This window comes from Bradyrhizobium sp. CCBAU 21365 (genome assembly GCF_015291305.1).
Classification (GTDB): domain Bacteria; phylum Pseudomonadota; class Alphaproteobacteria; order Rhizobiales; family Xanthobacteraceae; genus Bradyrhizobium; species Bradyrhizobium elkanii.
In genome coordinates, this window is sequence record NZ_CP030036.1 from 9057081 (window position 1) to 9075692 (window position 18612).

Sequence of the window (18612 nt, forward strand, 5' to 3'; positions counted from 1 at the left end):
CCACGTGCCCAAAGCGAGGCCGCGGCGTATGGGTCCCGGCCTACGCCGGGACGACACACGGTCAGCTGTCGAACATGATCACGCTGCGCAGCGTCTTGCCGGCTTTCATGTTGGCAAAGCCCTCGTTGATCTCGGAGAGCTTCAGCTTGGCCGAGATCCAGTCCTCCAGATGCAGCTTGCCGCGCATGTAGAAGTCGACGAGGCGCGGCATGTCGACACGGAAGTGGTTGGAGCCCATCGACGAGCCCTGGATGCGGCGCTCGCGCAGGAAGTCGAAGCCGTGCAGCTCGATCTTCTGGCCGAACGGGATCATGCCGACGATGGTCGCGGTGCCGCCCGCCGCCAGCATGGCGAAAGCCTGCTCGGCGGTGTCCTTGCGGCCGAGCACCTCGAAGGAATGCTGCACGCCGCCGCCGGTGAGCTCGCGCACCTGCTGGACCACGTCGCCGCGGGCCGGATCGACGATATCGGTGGCGCCGAGCTTGGTCGCAAGCTGCAGCTTGGCCGGATTGGTGTCGATCGCGATGATGCGGCCGGCGCCGGCGATCTGCGCGCCGTTGATCGCGGCCATGCCGACGCCGCCGCAGCCGATCACAGCCACCGTCTCGCCGGCGGTCACCTTCGCGGTGTTGACCACGGCGCCATAACCGGTGATGACGCCGCAGCCGATCAGCGCGGCGAGATCGAGCGGCATCTCCTTCTTGATCTTCACGATGGCGTTCTCGTGCACCAGCATCTGCTCGGCGAACGACGACAGATTGAGGAACTGGTTGAGCTTCTCCTTCCTGCCCCAGGACAGGCGGTTGGAGGCGCCGGGCAGCATCTTGACCGTGGTGTCGGTGCACAGCACGGTGCGGCCGGTGGTGCAATTGTCGCAGGTGCCGCAGAACACCGACAGGCAGGTGACGACGTGATCGCCGGGCTTCACGTAGTTGACGTCGGAGCCGACCTTCTCGACCACGCCGGCCGATTCATGGCCGAGCACCGCCGGCAGCGGATGCGGATACAGGCCCTCCATGAAGTGCAGGTCGGAATGACACAGGCCCGCGACCGCGGTGCGGATCAGGACCTCGCGCGGCCCCGGATTGGGCACGCTGACATCCTCGATCACCAGCGGCTGATTGACTTCATGCAGGACGGCGGCCTTCATCGGAATTTCCTCTCATGTTTGTTCTTGGTGCACGCTCTCCACCTCTCCCAAAGGGAGAGGTCGGAGCGCATCGAAGATGCGGTCCGGGTGAGGGGTCGAGATCTATCGATAGAGCGACACCCCTCACCCGAATCGCTGGCGCGATCCGACCTCTCCCCGATGGGAGAGGTGAGACTGCGCAAGCGGCCACAGTGAGCCTACGCTGCGTCAAGCAATTCGCCAACCTCGGCCATGCCGACGGCGCGATCGCCGAGCAGGTGCTCGGTCATCCTGCGCTGAACGGTATTTTCCGCAAGCCGGAACGGATCGCCCGGCATCACACGGTGATCGATCACCATCCGCGACAGCAGCAGCCGGCGCGCGTCGCCGCGCATCTCGTGGATGCGTCCGCCTTCCCACGCCAGCGCGATCGCGCTTGCAACGTGATAGAGCAGGCTGGTGGCGCGCCGTGCATCGCCCTCATTGTCGACGCGGCTCGCCACCTCGCGCGCAAACGCGACCGCACGATCGCTGAGATCGCGCAGCCGGTTGCGCCAGGCCTGCGGCACATTCGGGCTGTCATCGAGCCGCGCATGCAGATCGGCGGCGAGCGCATTGTCGGCGCCATGGCGGCCGACCGCGCGCTTCAGCGCATCGATCGCGACGATGTTGCCGGTGCCCTCCCAGATCGAGCCGAGATGCGCGTCGCGCAGCAGCCGCGGCGTGACGAATTCCTCGATGTAGCCGATGCCGCCGCGCATCTCCATCGCATCGCCGCAGACTTTTCGGGCGTCGCGGGTGGCACGGAATTTCAGCGTCGGCGTCAGGATGCGCAGCAGCGCCGCGGCGTCCTGGCTGCCGGCCTCGGCGCGGTCGAGCGCGTCAGCTGTCAAAAAGCTCATCGACAGCGCCTGCTCGGTCGGCAGCATGATCTTCATCAGTTGGCGCCGCGCCAGCGGCAGGTCGATGATGCGCTGGCCGAACACCACGCGGCCCTTCGCCACGGTGATCGCGTCGTGCCAGGCGCGGCGCATCAACGCGGTCGATTTCACGCCGTTGGAGAGCCGCGACGAGTTCACCATCTCGGCCATCTGCACGAAGCCGCGGTCGAGCTTGCCGACGGCGTAGGCGATCGCGCCGTCGAGCTTGATCTCGCCCGAAGCCATCGAGCGGGTGCCGAGCTTGTCCTTCAACCGCACGATCCGGTAATGGTTCTGCGAGCCATCGTCGAGGAAGCGCGGCATCAGGAACAGGCCGACGCCGCGGGTGCCCGGCCCGGCGCCTTCCGGCCGCGCCAGCAGCATCACCACCTTGGCATCGGCGTTGGAGCAGAACCACTTCTCGCCATAGAGCCGCCAGTGATCGCCCTCCTGCACGGCGCGCGTGGTCAGCGTGCCGACATCGGAGCCGCCCTCCTTCTCGGTCATGAACTGGCCGCCCTGCGTCAGTCTGCTCATGTCGGTCTGGGTCAGGCCGTCGAGATATTTCGCCTTCAACGCCTCGCTGCCGAAATTCGCCAGCAGCTTTGCACACCCGTCGGTGACGTTGATCGGGCAGCCCATGCCGAATTCGGTCTGGTTGAACAGGAAGGTGAAGGCGTGCTTGGCCACCACAGGATACTTGTCGGGCCAACCCATGATGCCCTTGCGGAGCGACAGGGCATGGATGCCGAACTCGCCGAACGCAGCCTTCTCGATCTCGCGATAGGCTGGATGATATTCGATGTGCTGCACGTCGCGCCCGAACTTGTCGCGCTGATGCAGCACCGGCGTATGCCGGTCGGCAAGCCGCGCGCATTCGTCGAGATAGCCTCCGGCCAACCCGCCGAGGCGATCGAGATGCGGCTCGATATGGCGGAACAATGCGTCGGGCAGATGCAGCTTCAGAAGATCGGTCAGCGCCGGATCGGCCCGGTAGAAATTCATTCCCGTCGTGTCGGGCGCCAGCAGCCCCGGCTGGTTGGTGGCGGCTGACGTTTTCGGATCCTGCTTGTGCGGCTGCATTGAATTCCCGGCATCTAGGCTCATTTGTTTGGGCACGACTATCCTCCTCCGGCCGAGCAAAGGAAAGCCCAATGGATATTCCAAAGTACAAGATCGCCCTGATCGTCGGTGCCGGCGCGGGCCTCAGCCCCTCGTTGACGCGACTATTTTCGCGAGAGGGAATTCGCGTGGCGCTGGGCGCCCGCAGCATCGAGAAACTCGGCGCGCTCTGCACCGAAACCGGCGCGCGCGCCTATGCCTGCGATACCACCAAGGCCGAGGATGTCGAACGGCTTTTTGGTCTGGTCGAGCGCGAGATCGGAACACCTGATCTCGTGGTCTACAACGCCTCCGCCCGCTCGCGCGGCCCCTTCGTTGAACTCGTCCCCTCAGAGGTCGAGCAGGCAATTGCGGTCTCGGCATTCGGCGGCTTCCTGGTGGCGCAGGAGGCGGCGAAGCGCATGCTGCCCAACAAGAAGGGCGCGATCCTGTTCACCGGCGCCTCCGCCAGCGTGAAGGGCTATGCGCAGTCGGCGCCGTTCGCGATGGGCAAGTTCGCGTTGCGCGGCCTCGCGCAGAGCATGGCACGCGAACTGTCGCCGCAGGGCATCCACGTCGCGCATTTCGTGATCGACGGCGGCATCCGCAGCGCCGCCCGCACCGAGCCTGCCGACCGGCCGGACTCGATGCTCGATCCCGATGCGATCGCATTGAGCTACTGGAACGTGTTACAGCAGCCGCGCAGCGCCTGGACCTGGGAGCTGGAATTGCGGCCCTGGGTTGAGAAGTTTTGAGATGACGTAGATCATGTAAGCGGCGTAGGCTGGCCGCAAACCGCCGCTACATTCGTCATTGCGAGGAGCGAAGCGACGAAGCAATCCATTCCTCCACTTGTAGCGGCATGGATTGCTTCGCGGAGCCTGTCATCCGGCGGCGCTGCGCGCCGACCGGGTGGCTCGCAATGACGGATGGAACTGGGGAAGGAAAACATGTCGAACGAAATCAAGATCGAGACCGGCACCGACGAACTGCTCTGCGTGATCCGCGATCGCGTCGCCGTCATCACGCTGAACCGCCCGGACGCCCGCAACTCGCTGTCGGACACGCTGACGCCGGCGCTGCGCACGATGATCAGGACCTGCGGCGAGAACCCCGAGGTCGGCGTGCTGCTCGTCACCGGCGCCGGCAAGGCGTTCTGCGCCGGCGGCAACGTCAAGGGCATGGGCGCGCATCGCGACAAGAAGAAGCTCGAAATGTCCTATGAGGACAAGGTCGCGGATTTGCAGGAGCGTCAGCGCCTGCTCACCGGCGCGCTCGCCTCGGTGCGCAAGCCGACGATTGCCGCCCTTCCCGGCCCCGCGGTCGGCGCCGGCCTTGCGATCGCGATGGCCTGCGACATCCGGATCGCCGCACAATCCGCTTTCATCTCGACCGGTTACTTGCGCGTGGCGCTGAGCGGCGATTACGGCATGGCATGGCTGTTGACGCGGCTGGTCGGCACCTCGCGCGCGCGCGAATTGATGTTCACCTCGGAGAAGGTCGACGCCGCAAGATGCGAGCAGATCGGCCTCGTCAACCGCGTGGTGCCGGACGAGACGCTGCAGGACGAAGCGTTCGCGCTGGCGAAGTCGATCGCCGAGGGCCCGACGCTGGCGCTGCGCTACATGAAGGACAATCTCGACGAGGCGCTGCAGTTCGACTTCGCCACCGCGCGCGACCACGAGGCCGAGCGGCTGATCCGCCTCACCACGACGGCCGATCACAAGGAGGCGGTGCAGGCCTTCATCGAGAAGCGCAAGCCGGTGTTCCGGGGGAGTTGAGCGCGATCTCTTCTCCTTCCCCCTGAAAGGGGGAAGGTCGGGATGGGGGTCCAGCCGCACGCACTGTTGCTCGAGGAGAGCGCTGATCCCCACCCGCTTTGCTCTGACGAGCAAAACGACCTCCCCTTTTCAAGGGGAGGTGAGAACTCGTAGCCCGGATGAAGCAAAGCGAAATCCGGGACAAGTCTCGCGGCGGTACGACCCCGGATTGCGCTGCGCTTCATCCGGGCTACGGGGTCGGAGCAATCAAAAAGAAAAGGGCCCGGTTCTGGAGGGGCCAGAACCGGGCCAGTCAGTCAAACCGCAAGCGAGGACATCACGGCCGAGCGGGAAGTGGCGGCAAGCCGCCAGCTGGCACAGGGAATGTCTTGCGGCTCGACGTGGATCTCTTTCACGAAGCGCACCAGCTTCCAGTCGCCGGGGCTCTGGGTGAAGGCGTAGCCCGACTTGCGGGCGAGGCCGATCATCGTCGCATTGGAACGCAGCGTGTCGCCGAAGATGCGCTCGGCTCCGAAGGACGCCGCGCGGCATTCGAGATTCTTCAGCAGCGCCTTGCCGATGCCGTGGCCCTGCCACCGATCATCGATCGACAGGCCGAACTCGCCGCTCGAATGATCGGCATGGAAGGCGTAGCGGGCTTCGCCGACGATGGTCTCAAAACCATCGACCAGCATCGTCGCGACCACCGTGAACCGGTCAGCCTCGCCGACATGGGTGAAACGCTCGAGCTCCGTCTTCGGCAGCTCGCTCAACGCGCCCAGGAAGCGATTGTAGCGGGATCCCGCGGAGAGCGAGCGGATGTAGCTCTGCAGCTCCTCGCGGTCGCGCGGCTCGACGAAGCGAACCTTGACCTCGCTGCCGTTCTTGGCGCGCAGCACGTCAGAGTATTGCTTGAGATCGTCGAGATGCAGCGCAACCATGACACGCTCCTCGGGTGAAGAAATTGGCCGGCGCCCCTCATCGAGGCGGCGCCAGCGACGGCGTCCTTCTCAGGCCCGCCAGAACGGCTTCTCGGTCTCGAAAACGATGTCGCTGCGGGACATGCCGATGTCGTGCAGGTCGCGCTCGGTCCACTGCGACAGCTCGCGGCGGCGCTCGTAGCGCTCCCACCAGACATGCAGCGTCTCGCCGACTTGGTTCAATAATCCGGGAGTATGATGATTTGTCATCGATTCATGGGTAAAAATGGACATCTGCGGCTCCTATCGGTAACCTGTTAGCCGCAATATCCGAGCTATTTGGTCCACTCGCAAACGACACTTTGTACCGTTTCGCATGAATTAAAGTCATGTATTTGGAGACGCGCCGGAGATGACCAGCCGCCTGCCTTCGCTGAACGGCCTGAGGGCGTTCGAGGCCGCCGCACGACATATGAGCTTCACGCTGGCGGCGTCCGAACTGAACGTGACGCAGACCGCGATCAGCCATCAGATCCGGCGGCTGGAGGAGGAGCTCGGCGTCCGCCTGTTCGTCCGCCAGAACCGTTCGCTGAGCCTGACGCCGGAGGCTACGGAATACCTTCCCGGCGTCCGCGCCGCCTTCAACGATCTGAGGCTCGCCACCGACCGCCTGCTGCGCAGGGACGACGATCACGTGCTGACCGTCTCGACGCTGGCATCGCTTGCCGCCAAATGGCTGCTGCCCAGGCTGTCGGCCTTCCAGGAGGCGCATTCCGGCATCGACGTTCGCATCACCACCTCGACCAGCCTGGTCGACTTCCAGCGCGACAAGGTCGACGCGGCGATCCGCTACGGCCGCGGCCAATGGGCCGGCCTGCGCGCCGACTGGTTGATGGCGGATGAGCTGTTTCCGGTGTGCAGCCCGTCGCTGCTGCAGGGAACCAAGCCGCTGAAATGCCCTGAGGACCTCAGGGATCACACGCTCCTGCACACCAGCAACGCCAACAGCGACGACTGGCGGCTATGGCTGACCGCGGCGGGATTGCCGACGGATATTTCCAAGCAGCCCGGCGTCACCTTCGACCTGCTGTTCGTGACGATCCAGGCCGCGATCGACGGCATCGGCATCGCGATGGGCCGCACCTCCTATGTGCAGGACGACATCGCCAAGGGCCGCCTCGTGGTTCCCTTCAAGATCGCGCTGCCGGCCGACGCCGGCTTCTACCTGGTTTCGCCGCAGGGACGCGCCGATACGCCAAAGCTCTCCGCGTTCCGGAGCTGGCTCGGCACAACGGCGCACGCCGCGCCTTGATGCGGCGCACGCGACGGCCGGAGCTTCGGTTCTGATTGAACCAGGGCTGAGGTGCTAGATCGTTGTTCTGACGCGCTTTCTTCGCGCGAACCGGTATCCCGTTCGCTCGAGACGCTCCCTGCGATGTCCACCTACGGCTTTTTTCCCATAGGCCCCCGCGTGATTTCGGGTTGGTCGCGCCGGACAGGCGTGCCAAATTGCCGCACATGGCAGTTAACTGCTTCGGCCGGCGAGACAATTTGCGCCGGCCGTTTCGTCATGGGGAGGAAAGGGCGTTATGTCGCAGTCGAGTTCATCGCAAGTCCCGCAGATCAAATCGCGTCTTGGCGCCATCCTGCGCGCGACCAGCGGCAATTTCCTCGAGCAGTTCGACTTCTTCCTGTTCGGTTTCTATGCCCAGGCGATTGCGAAGGCCTTCTTCCCCTCCGAGAACGAGACCGCGGCGCTGCTCAACGCGTTCGGCGTGTTCTGGCTCGGCGCCTTGATGCGCCCGGTCGGCGCCGTCGTGCTCGGCGCCTATATCGACCGCATCGGCCGCCGCAAGGGCCTGATCGTGACGCTGTCGATCATGGCTATCGGTACCGTGGTGATTGCGCTCTGCCCGAGCTATGCGACCATCGGCATTGCGGCGCCGATCATCGTGCTGATCGCGCGCCTGCTGCAGGGCTTCTCCGCCGGCGTCGAGCTCGGCGGCGTCTCGGTCTATCTCGCGGAGATCGCCACGCCCGGCAATCGCGGCTTCTACACCTCGTTCCAGTCGGCGAGCCAGCAGGTCGCGATCTTCGTCGCCTCGATCCTCGGCTTCGTCCTCAGCGAGAGCATGCCGGCCGCGACCGTTGCCTCCTGGGGCTGGCGCATCCCGTTCTTCGTCGGCTGCCTGATCATCCCGGTGATCTTCTTCCTGCGCCGGACGCTGGAGGAGACCCCGGCGTTCCTCGCGATGAAGAAGCATCCGACCGCGAGCGAGGTGTTTGCCTCGGCGATCGCGAACTGGCGCATCGTCGTGCTCGGCATGATGATTGCGGTGCTGACCACCACCACCTTCTACTTCGTCACCGTCTACACGCCGACCTTCGGCAAGACCGTGCTGAAGCTCTCGACCCAGGATGCGCTGCTGGTGACGCTGCTGGTTGCGGTGACCAACTTCATCTGGAATCCGGTCGGCGGCGCGGTGTCGGACCGGATCGGCCGCAAGCCGGTGCTGCTGGCGATCGCCGGCCTGTCCCTCATCACGGCCTATCCGGCGCTGCACTGGCTGGTGACCAATCCGTCGTTCGGCAAGATGCTGGCGGTCGAGATGATGTTCTCGTTCTATTTCGGCGTCTACAGCGGCACCATGCTGGGCTGCCTGGTCGAGATCGTGCCGGCGCATGTCCGCACCACCTGCTTCTCGCTGGCCTTTGCGCTGGCGGCCGGGCTGTTCGGCACCTTCACGCCGTTCGCCTCGACCTGGCTGATCCAGCAGACCGGCGACAAGGCTTCGCCCGGCTACTGGCTGATGTGCGCCGCAGCGCTCGGCATCGTCGCCGCGCTGATCGTCTATCGTGGCGGCCAGACCATCGAGCAGCGCGAGACGGTTGCGGCCTGATATTCCACTTCGCGGCCGGGCGGGCTCGCTGGGCATGACTTCTTCGGAAAATCGCGACACGCTTTTCCGGATCATGCTCATGCGCCCGGCCGTGTTGCTTTCCATGCCAACAACGATAACAAGAGCGCATGGTTGATCTGACGCGCAGGTTCGACGTCCTGGTGATCGGCGGCGGCAACGCCGCGCTGTGCGCTGCGATCAGCGCACGGCGCGCCGGCGCCTCGGTGCTGGTGCTGGAAGGCGCCCCGAAATTCTATCGCGGCGGCAACACCCGCCACACCCGCAACATGCGCTGCGCCCATGACGCGGCGACCGAAATCCTCACCGGCCCCTACACCGAGGAGGAATTCTGGAACGATTTGCTGCTGGTGACCGGCGGCCAGACCGACGAGGAACTGGCCCGCTTCATGATCCACGAATCCAAGGACATCCTGAACTGGATCGTCGAGCAGGGCGTGCGCTGGCAGCCCTCGCTCGGCGGCACGCTGAGCCTTGGCCGCACCAACTCGTTCTTCCTCGGCGGCGGCCGCGCGATGCTGAACGCGCTCTATCGCACCGCCGAGGAGCTCGGCGTCGACATCCTCTACGATGCCGAGGTCATCGACCTCACGGTCGAGGACGGCATGTTCCTTTCGGCGCAGCTGAAGCAGCCGGTCGGCGGCAAGACCGAAGTCCGCGCCTCGACCCTGGTCGCGGCCGCCGGCGGCTTCGAGGCCAACATCGAATGGCTGAAGGAATCCTGGGGCGATGCGGCCGACAATTTCCTGATCCGCGGCACGCCCTATAATCGCGGCGCGATCCTCAAGATGCTGCTCGCCAAGGGCGTGCAGGAGATCGGCGATCCGACGCAATGCCATGCGGTGGCGATCGACGCGCGCGCGCCGAAATTCGACGGCGGCATCATCACGCGCCACGATTCGGTGGTGTTCGGTATTGTCGTCAACAAGCACGCCGAGCGGTTCTACGACGAGGGCGAGGACATCTGGCCGAAGCGCTATGCGATCTGGGGGCGGCTGGTCGCCGCGCAGCCGGACCAGATCGCCTACATCATCTTCGACTCGACCGTGGTGACGAGTTTCATGCCGACCCTGTTTCCGCCGATTGCGGGCGCGACGATTGCCGAGCTCGCCGGCAAGCTCGAGCTCGACGCGGCCGCGCTGGAAAAGACCATCACCGAGTTCAACGCCGCAGTGCAGCCCGGCACCTTCGACCACACCATCCTCGACGACTGCGCTACCCAAGGCATCACGCCGCCGAAGACGCATTGGGCGCGCCGGATCGAGACGCCGCCCTATCTCGCCTATCCGGTGCGGCCCGGCATCACCTTCACCTATCTCGGCACCCGCGTGAACAGAGAGGCGCGGATGCTGATGAAGGACGGCAAGCCGTCCGCCAACATGTTCGCCGCCGGCGAGATCATGGCCGGCAACGTGCTCGGCAAGGGCTATGCCGCCGGCATCGGCATGACCATCGGCAGCGTGTTCGGCCGCGTCGCCGGCCGGGAAGCAGCCAGGAATGCGCGGAACTGAAGGCGGGACTGACGCGATGCACGGGACGAGGATCTTGCAGGAAGCCGACCGTCTGATGACGGTGTGCAATTCCTGCCGCTATTGCGAGGGCCTGTGCGCGGTGTTTCCCGCGATGGAGATGCGCCGCGCCTTCTCCGACGGCGATCTCAACTACCTCGCCAACCTCTGCCATGGCTGCGGCGCCTGCTACACCGACTGCCAGTTCTCGCCGCCGCACGAATTCAACGTCAATGTACCGAAGACGCTCGCGGTCGCGCGCGCCGAATCCTATGCCGCCTATGCCTGGCCCCGCGCCTTTGCCGGCGCGTTCGCGCGCAACGGCCTCGTTATCAGCCTGATCGCAGCGCTCAGCGTCGCCGCCTTCATCTTCGGCTTCGCCGCGGTCAATGATCGCGGCGTGCTCACCGGCATCCACACCGGTCCCGGCGCGTTCTACAAACTGATGCCGCACAATGCGATGGCGCTGCTGTTCGGCGCCGCCCTGCTCTACGCGATCCTGGCGCTGGTGATGGGCGTGCGCGCGTTCTGGCGCGACATCGGCGAGCCGGTCGGCATGACGACGGATGCGAAGGCGTTGTTGCAGGCGGTCCGCGACGCCGGCGAGCTGCGCTATCTCGACGGCGGCGGCGTCGGGTGCTTCAACGAGGACGACCAGCCGACCGATCGCCGCAAGCTGTATCACCACTTCACGTTCTATGGCTTCGCGCTGTGCTTCGCCGCGACCTGTGTCGGCACGCTGTATCATTACCTCTTGGCGCGCGAGGCGCCCTATGCGTGGTGGGACCTGCCCGTGGTGCTCGGCACGCTCGGCGGCATCGGGCTCGTGGTCGGCCCGCTCGGACTCCTGTCGGAGAAATGGAAGCGCGACCGCGTGCTGGTCGACGAGCAGCGCATGGGCATGGACACCGCATTCATCCTGATGCTGTTCCTGACCAGCATTACCGGCCTCGCCTTGCTGCTGTGGCGCGAGACCGCCGCGATGGGCCCGCTGCTGGCGCTGCATCTCGGCGTGGTGTTCGCGCTGTTCATCACCATGCCCTACGGAAAATTCGTGCACGGCATCTACCGCTTCTTCGCGCTGGTGCGCTATGCGCGGGAACGGCAGATGATGACGGAATGAATGGCGGTGGGTTAGCGCGGCGTAGCCCGGCTTGCGAACTCATCCTGCATCGGGCTTTGTCGTCAGAGCGCAGAACCACTCATTCGTCTCGACCAGCCGAGCCTGCGAGAAGCCGGCTGCTGCCAGCTTTTCCGCCACCCCTTCCTTGGGCTGCCCGGAGTAGCGCGTAAAGCCGAGTGCGATCCTGCCGCTCGGCTTCATCACGCGCCGGACCTCTCGTAGCCCGGCGACGGCGTCCGGCCAGACTTGCATCGAGTTGATCGCCAGCACCTTGTCGAAGCTATCCGCATCGAATGGCATGCGCTCAACGGAGCCAAGCCGAAGCTCGACACGACCATCCTCGATCGCGGCCACGTTCCGGGCGCGAGCTTGCCCGACCATCTCCTGCGACGGATCGATGCCCGCGACGCGTCCCGCCGGCACCAATGTCGACAGGCGTTGAATGACGACGCCCGGACCAAACCCGATCTCGAGCACGCTGTCATCCGGTCCGACCTCGAGGCGATCTGCGACCCACGCGCCGCAATCGGCATTGGTGCGCGCCATGATCATGCCGCCGAGCCTGCCCAGGAGACCCCGAGGACGGCCAAACGCCCGCAAGAGGATGCTTTGCATGACGCTCACCGATTGCCATCTCCGGTGAACAGGATTTCGGGACGGTCGCGGCTACAGATCCACCACCACGTAGTTGCTCTCCACCGCGACCTTGATGGTCTCGGCGACATACGGCCCCTTCACCACATTGGTGCCCGGCTCGACGCTGACCGGATAGGCGCGCACGCGGAAGCGGCGCGGGTCGCAATAGGACTGGCCGGTGCGGATGTCGAACTCCCAGCCGTGCCAGGGGCAGCGCAGGATCTCGCCGAGCTTCGTATATTCGATCTCGCCGGGGTCGGACGATGAGGCGAGCCCGATCAGCGGCCCCTCGCACAGCGCCGCGCCCTGATGCGGGCAGCGGTTCAGCAGGCCGAAGAACTCGCCCTTGACGTTGAACACGGCGATCGGCCGTCCATCGATCTCGAGGAATTTTCGCGAACCCGGCGGCAGTTCGTCCACCGGGGCGATCACATGCCGCGCCATCAATCGTTCTCACGCATGATCTGATTCGAAAAACCGGTTCCCACTTTTTCGGATCATGCGATACCGTACAGCTGCCTGGCGTTGCCGAGATAGAACGCCTGGCGATTGGCATCGCTGACGCCGGCCGGCAGCACGCGCGACGGCTCGTCGTAATCCCAATGCGGGTAATCGGTCGCGAACAACAGTCTGTCCCAGCCGATCCACTCGATGGTCTGGAACAGATGGTCGCGGCTCTCCGGATCCTCCATCGGCTGCGTCGTCCACCAGATGTGGTCGCGGATATATTCCGACGGCTTGCGCTTCAGATGCGGCACTTCAGTATGCAGCCGCGCAAACACCTTGTCGAGGCGCCAGGCCAGCGATGGGGCCCAGCCGAACCCGGCCTCCACCATCACCATCTTCAATTTCGGGAAGCGCTCGAACACGCCCTCGAGCACGAGGCTCGCCAGCGCGGTCTGCTGGCATTGCGAATGCCCGACCATCTCCTCGATATAGTAGCTCGGCCACCCCGACGCGGTAATCGGGTTGCCGCCGAAGCCGAAGGCGTGCACGCCGATCGGAAGGCCGGCTTCCTGTGCCGCCTCATAGATCGGCCAGTAGCGGCGCTGGCCGAGCGGCTCGACATTGCGGCTCAGCAGCAGCACCTGGACGAAATTCTTGTCGCCCGCGCGCTTGCGAATTTCGGCGGCGGCCGACATGCCATCCTCATTGGCGACGACGACCGAGCCTTTCAGCCGCGAGTCCTTGCTGGTCCACTTCTCAATCTGCCAATCGTTGATGGCGGAGCAGATCGCGCCGGCGAGATCCTGGTTGCGGATGCCCTGCCCGGTGTTGAGCGGGTTGAGCACGCCGAGCGCGACATTGTTGGGATCGAGGTGCTGCTTCTGCATGAAGGACAGCGACGAGCCCTGCGGGCCGCCTTCCGGCGGATAGGCATCGCGGCGCGACGCATTCGGCTGCGCCTTCGGATAAGGTGGGCCTTCCATCATGCCCTGATAGGCATGGACGCCGAAGGTCTCGAGATGCGCGTGCCAGCGTTTTTCGAGATACGGATACAGCTCGTCCTTGGTGGCGCGGGCCGGATGGATGTCGCAGTCGGCGATCGCGGTCTTGACGCCGGTCGGCGATGCGGTTTCGGGACGCTCGCGAAGCTGGATGTTCATGGCGTCATCTCCTTCACCTTGAGCCGGCCATAGGTCGCATGCGGATTATCGATCATGATCTTGCGTACCAGATCCTGCGACAACCCCTGCGGCAGCACCTCGTCACCGTCGAACTGCCAATGCGGATAATCTGACGAGAATAGGATCAATTCGTCCGACTGCATATGGTCGAACAGGCGGTTCAGCGTGTCTCCGTCCGGCGGCGCATCGACCGGCTGCAGCGAGAAGCGGATGTTGCTGCGCACAATCTCCAGCGGCGCGCGGTCGACCCACGGGGTCTCCATGCGCACGCCGCGCCAGAACTTGTGCAGCCGCCACAGGAATGGCGGCAGCCAGGTGAAGCCGGACTCCAGCATCACCATTTTCAGGTTCGGATGGCGCGCGAACACGCCCTCGACGATCAGGCTGGTGAGCTGGGTCTGGAACGCCTGCGCCTGCGCGACATAATCCTCGATGTGATAGGAGCCCCAGCCGACCGAGGTCGGCGGATTGTGATAGGCGCTGCCAGCATGGATGCCGACCGGCAGGCCGAGCCGTTCCGCCGCGGCGTAGATCGGCCAATAGTGGCGCTTGCCGAGCGGCATGTCGCCCATCACGAGCATCAGCACCTGTACGAAGCGCTTGTCCTGCGCACAGCGCTCGATCTCGGCGACCGCCTTCTCGATGCTCTGCACCGGGATCACGATCGAGCCGCGCAGGCGATCGTCCTTGTCGAGCCATTCCTTGACCAGCCAGTCGTTCAGCGCGCGGCAGAACGCATCGGCCATGTCCTCGGAGAACACCATCTGCACGCCGTAGAGCGGATTGCAGATGCCGTAGGCCGTGCCGAACCTGTCGAGCGCCTGGCGCTGCATGTCCGCAAGGCTCGAGCCCGGCTTGCCCTGCGCGGGACGCCAGTCCGGCCGCGACGAGATCGGCGAATTGGTCGGATAGGATTGCGAGATCAGGTCGGTCATGCCGCGCGTCGTCACCTGGTCGCGCCAGTAGTCGTTCATGTACGGCAGCAGGCTGGTGAGGTGAGGTACGGCGGGATGCAGATCGCAATCCACGCCGCCCGCGATCGGCGACGTCATGATGTTTCCTCCGCGCACGCTCTCACAACAAGCTTGTCGGGCGGCGCTTGGTTCTTGGCTCGCATTCAAGCAGGCCATGCCGCGGCCTGCAACTCGGCAAGGGCCTGCGTGCTGTGCTAGGAAGGCAGAACGCCCCACGGGATTTTCATGGCAAGCAACGAGGAAGAAGGCCGATGAACGCGCTCACATCCATCGCCGAACAGGTCGCCGCAAAACTGACCGCGAACAAGCAGACGATCGCGGTCGCGGAGTCCTCGACCGGCGGACTGATCTCCGCATCGCTGCTCGCGGTTCCCGGCGCGTCGGCCTATTTCCTCGGCGGCGGCGTGATCTACACCCGCGGCGCGCGGCGCGCGCTGATGGATATTTCCGACGATGCCATGCGCGGGCTCCGTTCGTCGTCGGAACCCTACGCGCAATTGCTGGCGCGGCAGATCCGCGAGCGCCTCGCAACCGATTGGGGGTTGTCGGAGACCGGTGCCGCCGGCCCGACCGGCAACCGCTACGGCGATGCCGCCGGCCACAGCTGCATGGCGGTCGCAGGCCCCCGGCAACAGGTAATCACGCTGGAGACCGCGAGCAGCGACCGGCAGGCGAACATGCAGGCATTTGCCAAGGCGGCGCTGGAGCTGTTGTTGAAGAATCTGGAACGGTAATCGCTCACGCGGACGCACCCGACGATGCCGGATCGTCGCCTAAGATCTCAATCTCTCCCCGTCATCCTGAGGAGCGCGAAGCGCGTCTCGAAGGATCGACGGCCACCACGGGGCCGTGCATCCTTCGAGACGCCTGCTGCGCAGGCTCCTCAGGATGACGTGTCAACTCCGGATAGCGCGCGGCTCACTTCTCGCGGAACGAGCGCATGAACTGGTCGCTCATCGGCTTCATCAGATAGGACAGCATGGTGCGGTCGCCGGTCTGCACGAAGGCTTCCACCGGCATGCCCGGGATGATCTTCACCTCGCTGCCGAGGCGCGCGACTTCTTCCGGCGGCATCGAGACGCGGATGGTGTAATAGCTCTGCCCGGTGCGCTGGTCGGTGGTGACGTCGGCGGAGACGCGGGTGACGACGCCGTTCAGCTCCGGCGTGGTGCGCTGGTTGAACGCGGAGAGCCGCAGCACGGTTTTCTGTCCGACCTGCAGCTTGTCGATGTCCTGCGGATTTACCTTGGCCTCGACCGACAGATCGTCGGCCTTCGGCACGATCATCATGATGGCGTCGCCCGCCGTGATGACGCCGCCGACGGTGTGCACGGTCGACTGCAGCACCACGCCGTCCTGCGGCGCGCGGATATCGATGCGGCGGAGCTGGTCCTCGGCGGTCACCTTGCGCTCGACGAACTCGCCGATTTTGTCATTGGTCTCGCGCAGGTCCTTCGAGACCTCCGACAGCATGTCCTTGTCGACCTGGATGATCTGCAACTCGGTCTCGGTGATCTTGCCCTTGGCCTGCGCGCGCGAGGCGATGTACTGCGCGCGCTCGCCGGAGAGCCGCGCCGCGTCGCGCTCGAGCGTGGTCAGGCGGGTCAGCTGCACCAGATGCTGCTCATAGAGCTGGCGGACGCCGACCAGCTCCTGCTGCACCAGCGCGATCTCCTTGTCCTTGGCGCTCTCCTGCGCCTGCAGGCCGGAGATCTCCTCGTTGAGCTGGGTGACGCGCTCGCGCAGCTGCGCCTTCTGGCCGGTGCGGCCGTTGACGCGGACCTCGAACAGCTTGGTTTCGCTCGCCATGATGTCGCGAACGTCCGGCTCCTTGGCCTGCTCGAGGAGCTGCGGCGGGAAGGCGATCTTGTCGCGGCCCTGCTGCTCGGCCTCGAGCCGGGCCGCGCGCGCATAAAGACCGTTCAGCGTCTTGACCACAATCGCAAGGCTGGCCTTCACGACGGTCTCGTCGAGGCGCACGACGATGTCGCCCGCCTTGACCACGTCGCCGTCGCGCACCCGCACCTCGCCGACCACGCCGCCGGTCGGATGCTGCACCTTCTTGACGTTGGATTCGACCACCACCGAGCCCGGCGCGATCAGCGCGCCCGAGATCGGCACCGTTGTCGCCCAGCCGCCGACGCCGCCACCGAGAACCAGAACCACGGCGAGGCCGACGATCAGATGCTTGCGGATCGAGCGATGTGCGTTGCGCGGTTGATCGGTCATGACTTGGCGGCTCCCGCATCCGCGACGATCTTGATCGGCCTCGGCACCGGCGGAGCGGCACGCTGGAGCACCTGCGCAAGCACGGCCTCCTTCGGCCCGAAGGTCTGCATGCGTCCGTCCTTCAGCACCAGCAGATGATCGACGCCCTCGATGCCGATCGGCCGGTGCGCAACCACGATGACGATCGCGCCGCGCGCGCGGGCGCCGCGCACCGCGCGGGTCAGGGCCTCGTCGCCTTCGCTGTCGAGATTGGAGTTCGGCTCATCCAGCACGATCAGGAACGGATTGCCGTACAGCGCACGCGCCAGCGCCACGCGTTGCGCCTGGCCGGCGGAGAGCGCGGTGCCCTGCTCGCCGACCTGGGTGTCGTAGCCCTCGCGCATCTTGATGATCATCTCATGCACGCCGGCCTCCTTGGCCGCCGCGATGATGCCGTCCGACTTGGCCTCGGGATCGAACCGGCAGATGTTCTGCGCGACCGTACCGGCGAACAGTTCGACGTCCTGCGGCAAATAGCCGACATGACGGCCGAGCTGGTCCGACGACCACTGGTCGAGCGCGGCGCCGTCGAGCCGTACCTTGCCCCGCGCCGGCATCCAGACGCCGACCAGCGCCCGGATCAGCGACGACTTGCCGGAGCCGCTCGGGCCGATCACGCCGACGCCGCTGCCGGCCTCGACGGCGAAGGTGATATCCTGCACGATGGCGCGCTGGTCGCCCGGCGCGACCATGGTCACGGCTTCGACCGAAAGCTTCTTCTCCGGCGCCTGCAACAGCGTCTGCTCGGGGCGTGCCGGCATCTGCTGCAGCAGACGGTTGAGCCGCTGCCAGCTCTGCCGCGCGGCGACGAAGCCCTTCCAATGTGCGATCGCGAGATCGACCGGCGCCAGTGCCCGCGCGCTCAGGATCGAGCCGGCGATGATGATGCCGCCGGTGGCCTCCTGATGGATCACGAGATAGGCGCCGACCGCCAGCACGGCGGACTGCAGCATCATGCGCAGCACCTTGGCGACCGCACCGAGCCCGCCGGTGACGTCACTCGCACGCTGGTTGCCGGACAGGTATTCCTCGTTGGCCTCGTTCCAGCGCTTGTTCATGCGGCCGGCCATGCCCATCGCCACCAGCACCTCGGCATTGCGGCGGCTGGAGGCGGCAAGATCGTTGCGCCGCGCCGCGAGCGTCATCGCTTCCCTGGCCGGCGTGCGCGACAAGTATTCGGTGATCAGCGTCAGCGTCACCAGGATGATCGCGCCGACCAGCGCCGTGACGCCAAGCAGCCAATGGAAAGCAAAGCAGATCACCATGTAGAACGGCAGCCAGGGCAGATCGAAGAAGGCGCCGGGACCCATGCTGCCGAGGAAGGAGCGCACATTGTCGAGGTCGCGCAGCGGCTGCAGGCCTTCGCTGCGATTGCCCGCCATCAGCGGCAGCCGCACGACGGTGTCGAACACCCGTGCGTTGAGCGCTTCGTCGAGTGAGGTGCCGACGCGGCCGAGGATTCGTCCACGCAGCAGATCGAGCACGCCCTGGGCGATGTAGAGGACCGCGGCGATGGCCACGAGGCCGACCAGGGTGGGAACGCTGCGGCTCGGCAGCACCCGGTCGTAGACTTGCAGCATGAACATCGAACCTGTCAGGTACAGCAGGTTGATCATGCAACTGATGAGGCCGACGCCGATAAAGGCGCTGCGGCAAGCACGCAGCGCCTCAGCCAGTTCGGAACGCCGGACAGCGGGCGCGGCTGCCATAAAAACTGATCTCTGCAA

General features: G+C 65.4%; 17 protein-coding genes. 7 read left to right on the forward strand and 10 right to left on the reverse strand.

All coding sequences use genetic code 11. From position 1 onward, the window contains the following. Positions 1 to 61: 61 nt before the first annotated feature. Positions 62 to 1150: a Zn-dependent alcohol dehydrogenase gene (locus tag XI02_RS42920; protein ID WP_018269116.1), complete on the reverse strand. Its 1089-nt coding sequence runs from the start codon at positions 1148 to 1150 to the stop codon at positions 62 to 64. Between the two features lie 197 nt (positions 1151 to 1347). Continuing rightward, complete coding sequence (locus XI02_RS42925) at positions 1348 to 3132, reverse strand: acyl-CoA dehydrogenase family protein (protein WP_172646485.1); 1785 nt, start codon at positions 3130 to 3132, stop codon at positions 1348 to 1350. Positions 3133 to 3203: 71 nt separating this feature from the next. Between XI02_RS42925 and XI02_RS42930 the strand changes: the two genes are divergently transcribed. Continuing rightward, positions 3204 to 3905 carry an SDR family NAD(P)-dependent oxidoreductase gene (locus tag XI02_RS42930; RefSeq protein WP_172646484.1) on the forward strand — a complete coding sequence of 234 codons (702 nt, stop codon included), beginning with the start codon at positions 3204 to 3206 and terminating at the stop codon, positions 3903 to 3905. Between the two features lie 195 nt (positions 3906 to 4100). Beyond that, a complete protein-coding gene (locus tag XI02_RS42935) occupies positions 4101 to 4931 on the forward strand; it encodes an enoyl-CoA hydratase (RefSeq protein WP_026191961.1) in 831 nt (276 codons plus the stop codon). 296 nt (positions 4932 to 5227) lie between these two features. On the opposite strand, the gene XI02_RS42940 is transcribed toward XI02_RS42935, so the two are convergent. Then, positions 5228 to 5851, reverse strand: a complete 624-nt coding sequence (locus XI02_RS42940; protein WP_172646483.1) for a GNAT family N-acetyltransferase — start codon at positions 5849 to 5851, stop codon at positions 5228 to 5230. A 69-nt stretch (positions 5852 to 5920) separates the two neighbouring features. Next, on the reverse strand, positions 5921 to 6124 hold the full coding sequence (locus tag XI02_RS42945) for a DUF1127 domain-containing protein (RefSeq protein WP_028339130.1): 204 nt from the start codon (positions 6122 to 6124) through the stop codon (positions 5921 to 5923). Positions 6125 to 6242: 118 nt separating this feature from the next. On the opposite strand from XI02_RS42945, the gene XI02_RS42950 reads away from it, so the two are divergent. The 4 genes from XI02_RS42950 (at position 6243) to tcuB (ending at position 11379) form a co-directional block, all read left to right on the forward strand. After that, positions 6243 to 7142, forward strand: coding sequence for a transcriptional regulator GcvA (locus XI02_RS42950; RefSeq protein WP_137481027.1), 900 nt, complete (start codon positions 6243 to 6245; stop codon positions 7140 to 7142). A gap of 277 nt (positions 7143 to 7419) precedes the next feature. Further along, positions 7420 to 8730: an MFS transporter gene (locus tag XI02_RS42955; RefSeq protein ID WP_016846804.1), complete on the forward strand. Its 1311-nt coding sequence runs from the start codon at positions 7420 to 7422 to the stop codon at positions 8728 to 8730. A gap of 128 nt (positions 8731 to 8858) precedes the next feature. Continuing rightward, positions 8859 to 10259: an FAD-dependent tricarballylate dehydrogenase TcuA gene (gene tcuA / locus XI02_RS42960; RefSeq protein ID WP_172646481.1), complete on the forward strand. Its 1401-nt coding sequence runs from the start codon at positions 8859 to 8861 to the stop codon at positions 10257 to 10259. Positions 10260 to 10275: 16 nt separating this feature from the next. Continuing rightward, positions 10276 to 11379, forward strand: a complete 1104-nt coding sequence (tcuB, locus tag XI02_RS42965; RefSeq protein WP_172646480.1) for a tricarballylate utilization 4Fe-4S protein TcuB — start codon at positions 10276 to 10278, stop codon at positions 11377 to 11379. A gap of 39 nt (positions 11380 to 11418) precedes the next feature. Here tcuB and XI02_RS42970 read toward each other — a convergent pair whose 3' ends face one another. The 4 genes from XI02_RS42970 to XI02_RS42985 form a co-directional block, all read right to left on the reverse strand. Next, entirely contained in the window at positions 11419 to 11931 is a 513-nt protein-coding gene (locus XI02_RS42970) for a class I SAM-dependent methyltransferase (protein ID WP_210339753.1), read from the reverse strand. A 114-nt stretch (positions 11932 to 12045) separates the two neighbouring features. Beyond that, positions 12046 to 12459: a Rieske (2Fe-2S) protein gene (locus XI02_RS42975; RefSeq protein ID WP_172646478.1), complete on the reverse strand. Its 414-nt coding sequence runs from the start codon at positions 12457 to 12459 to the stop codon at positions 12046 to 12048. Between the two features lie 53 nt (positions 12460 to 12512). Then, positions 12513 to 13622, reverse strand: coding sequence for an amidohydrolase family protein (locus XI02_RS42980; RefSeq protein ID WP_172646477.1), 1110 nt, complete (start codon positions 13620 to 13622; stop codon positions 12513 to 12515). After that, positions 13619 to 14695 carry an amidohydrolase family protein gene (locus XI02_RS42985; protein ID WP_018269118.1) on the reverse strand — a complete coding sequence of 359 codons (1077 nt, stop codon included), beginning with the start codon at positions 14693 to 14695 and terminating at the stop codon, positions 13619 to 13621. Before XI02_RS42985 ends, XI02_RS42980 begins: the two co-directional genes overlap by 4 nt. Before the next feature lie 173 nt (positions 14696 to 14868). On the opposite strand from XI02_RS42985, the gene XI02_RS42990 reads away from it, so the two are divergent. Further along, complete coding sequence (locus XI02_RS42990; RefSeq protein WP_172646476.1) at positions 14869 to 15351, forward strand: CinA family protein; 483 nt, start codon at positions 14869 to 14871, stop codon at positions 15349 to 15351. 184 nt (positions 15352 to 15535) lie between these two features. Here XI02_RS42990 and XI02_RS42995 read toward each other — a convergent pair whose 3' ends face one another. Both XI02_RS42995 and XI02_RS43000 read right to left on the reverse strand, forming a co-directional pair. Next, positions 15536 to 16846, reverse strand: coding sequence for an HlyD family type I secretion periplasmic adaptor subunit (locus XI02_RS42995; protein ID WP_172646475.1), 1311 nt, complete (start codon positions 16844 to 16846; stop codon positions 15536 to 15538). Then, the gene (locus XI02_RS43000) at positions 16843 to 18594 is read right to left on the reverse strand and encodes a type I secretion system permease/ATPase (RefSeq protein ID WP_172646474.1); all 1752 of its coding nucleotides are present in this window, start codon (positions 18592 to 18594) and stop codon (positions 16843 to 16845) included. Before XI02_RS43000 ends, XI02_RS42995 begins: the two co-directional genes overlap by 4 nt. Positions 18595 to 18612: the final 18 nt, after the last annotated feature.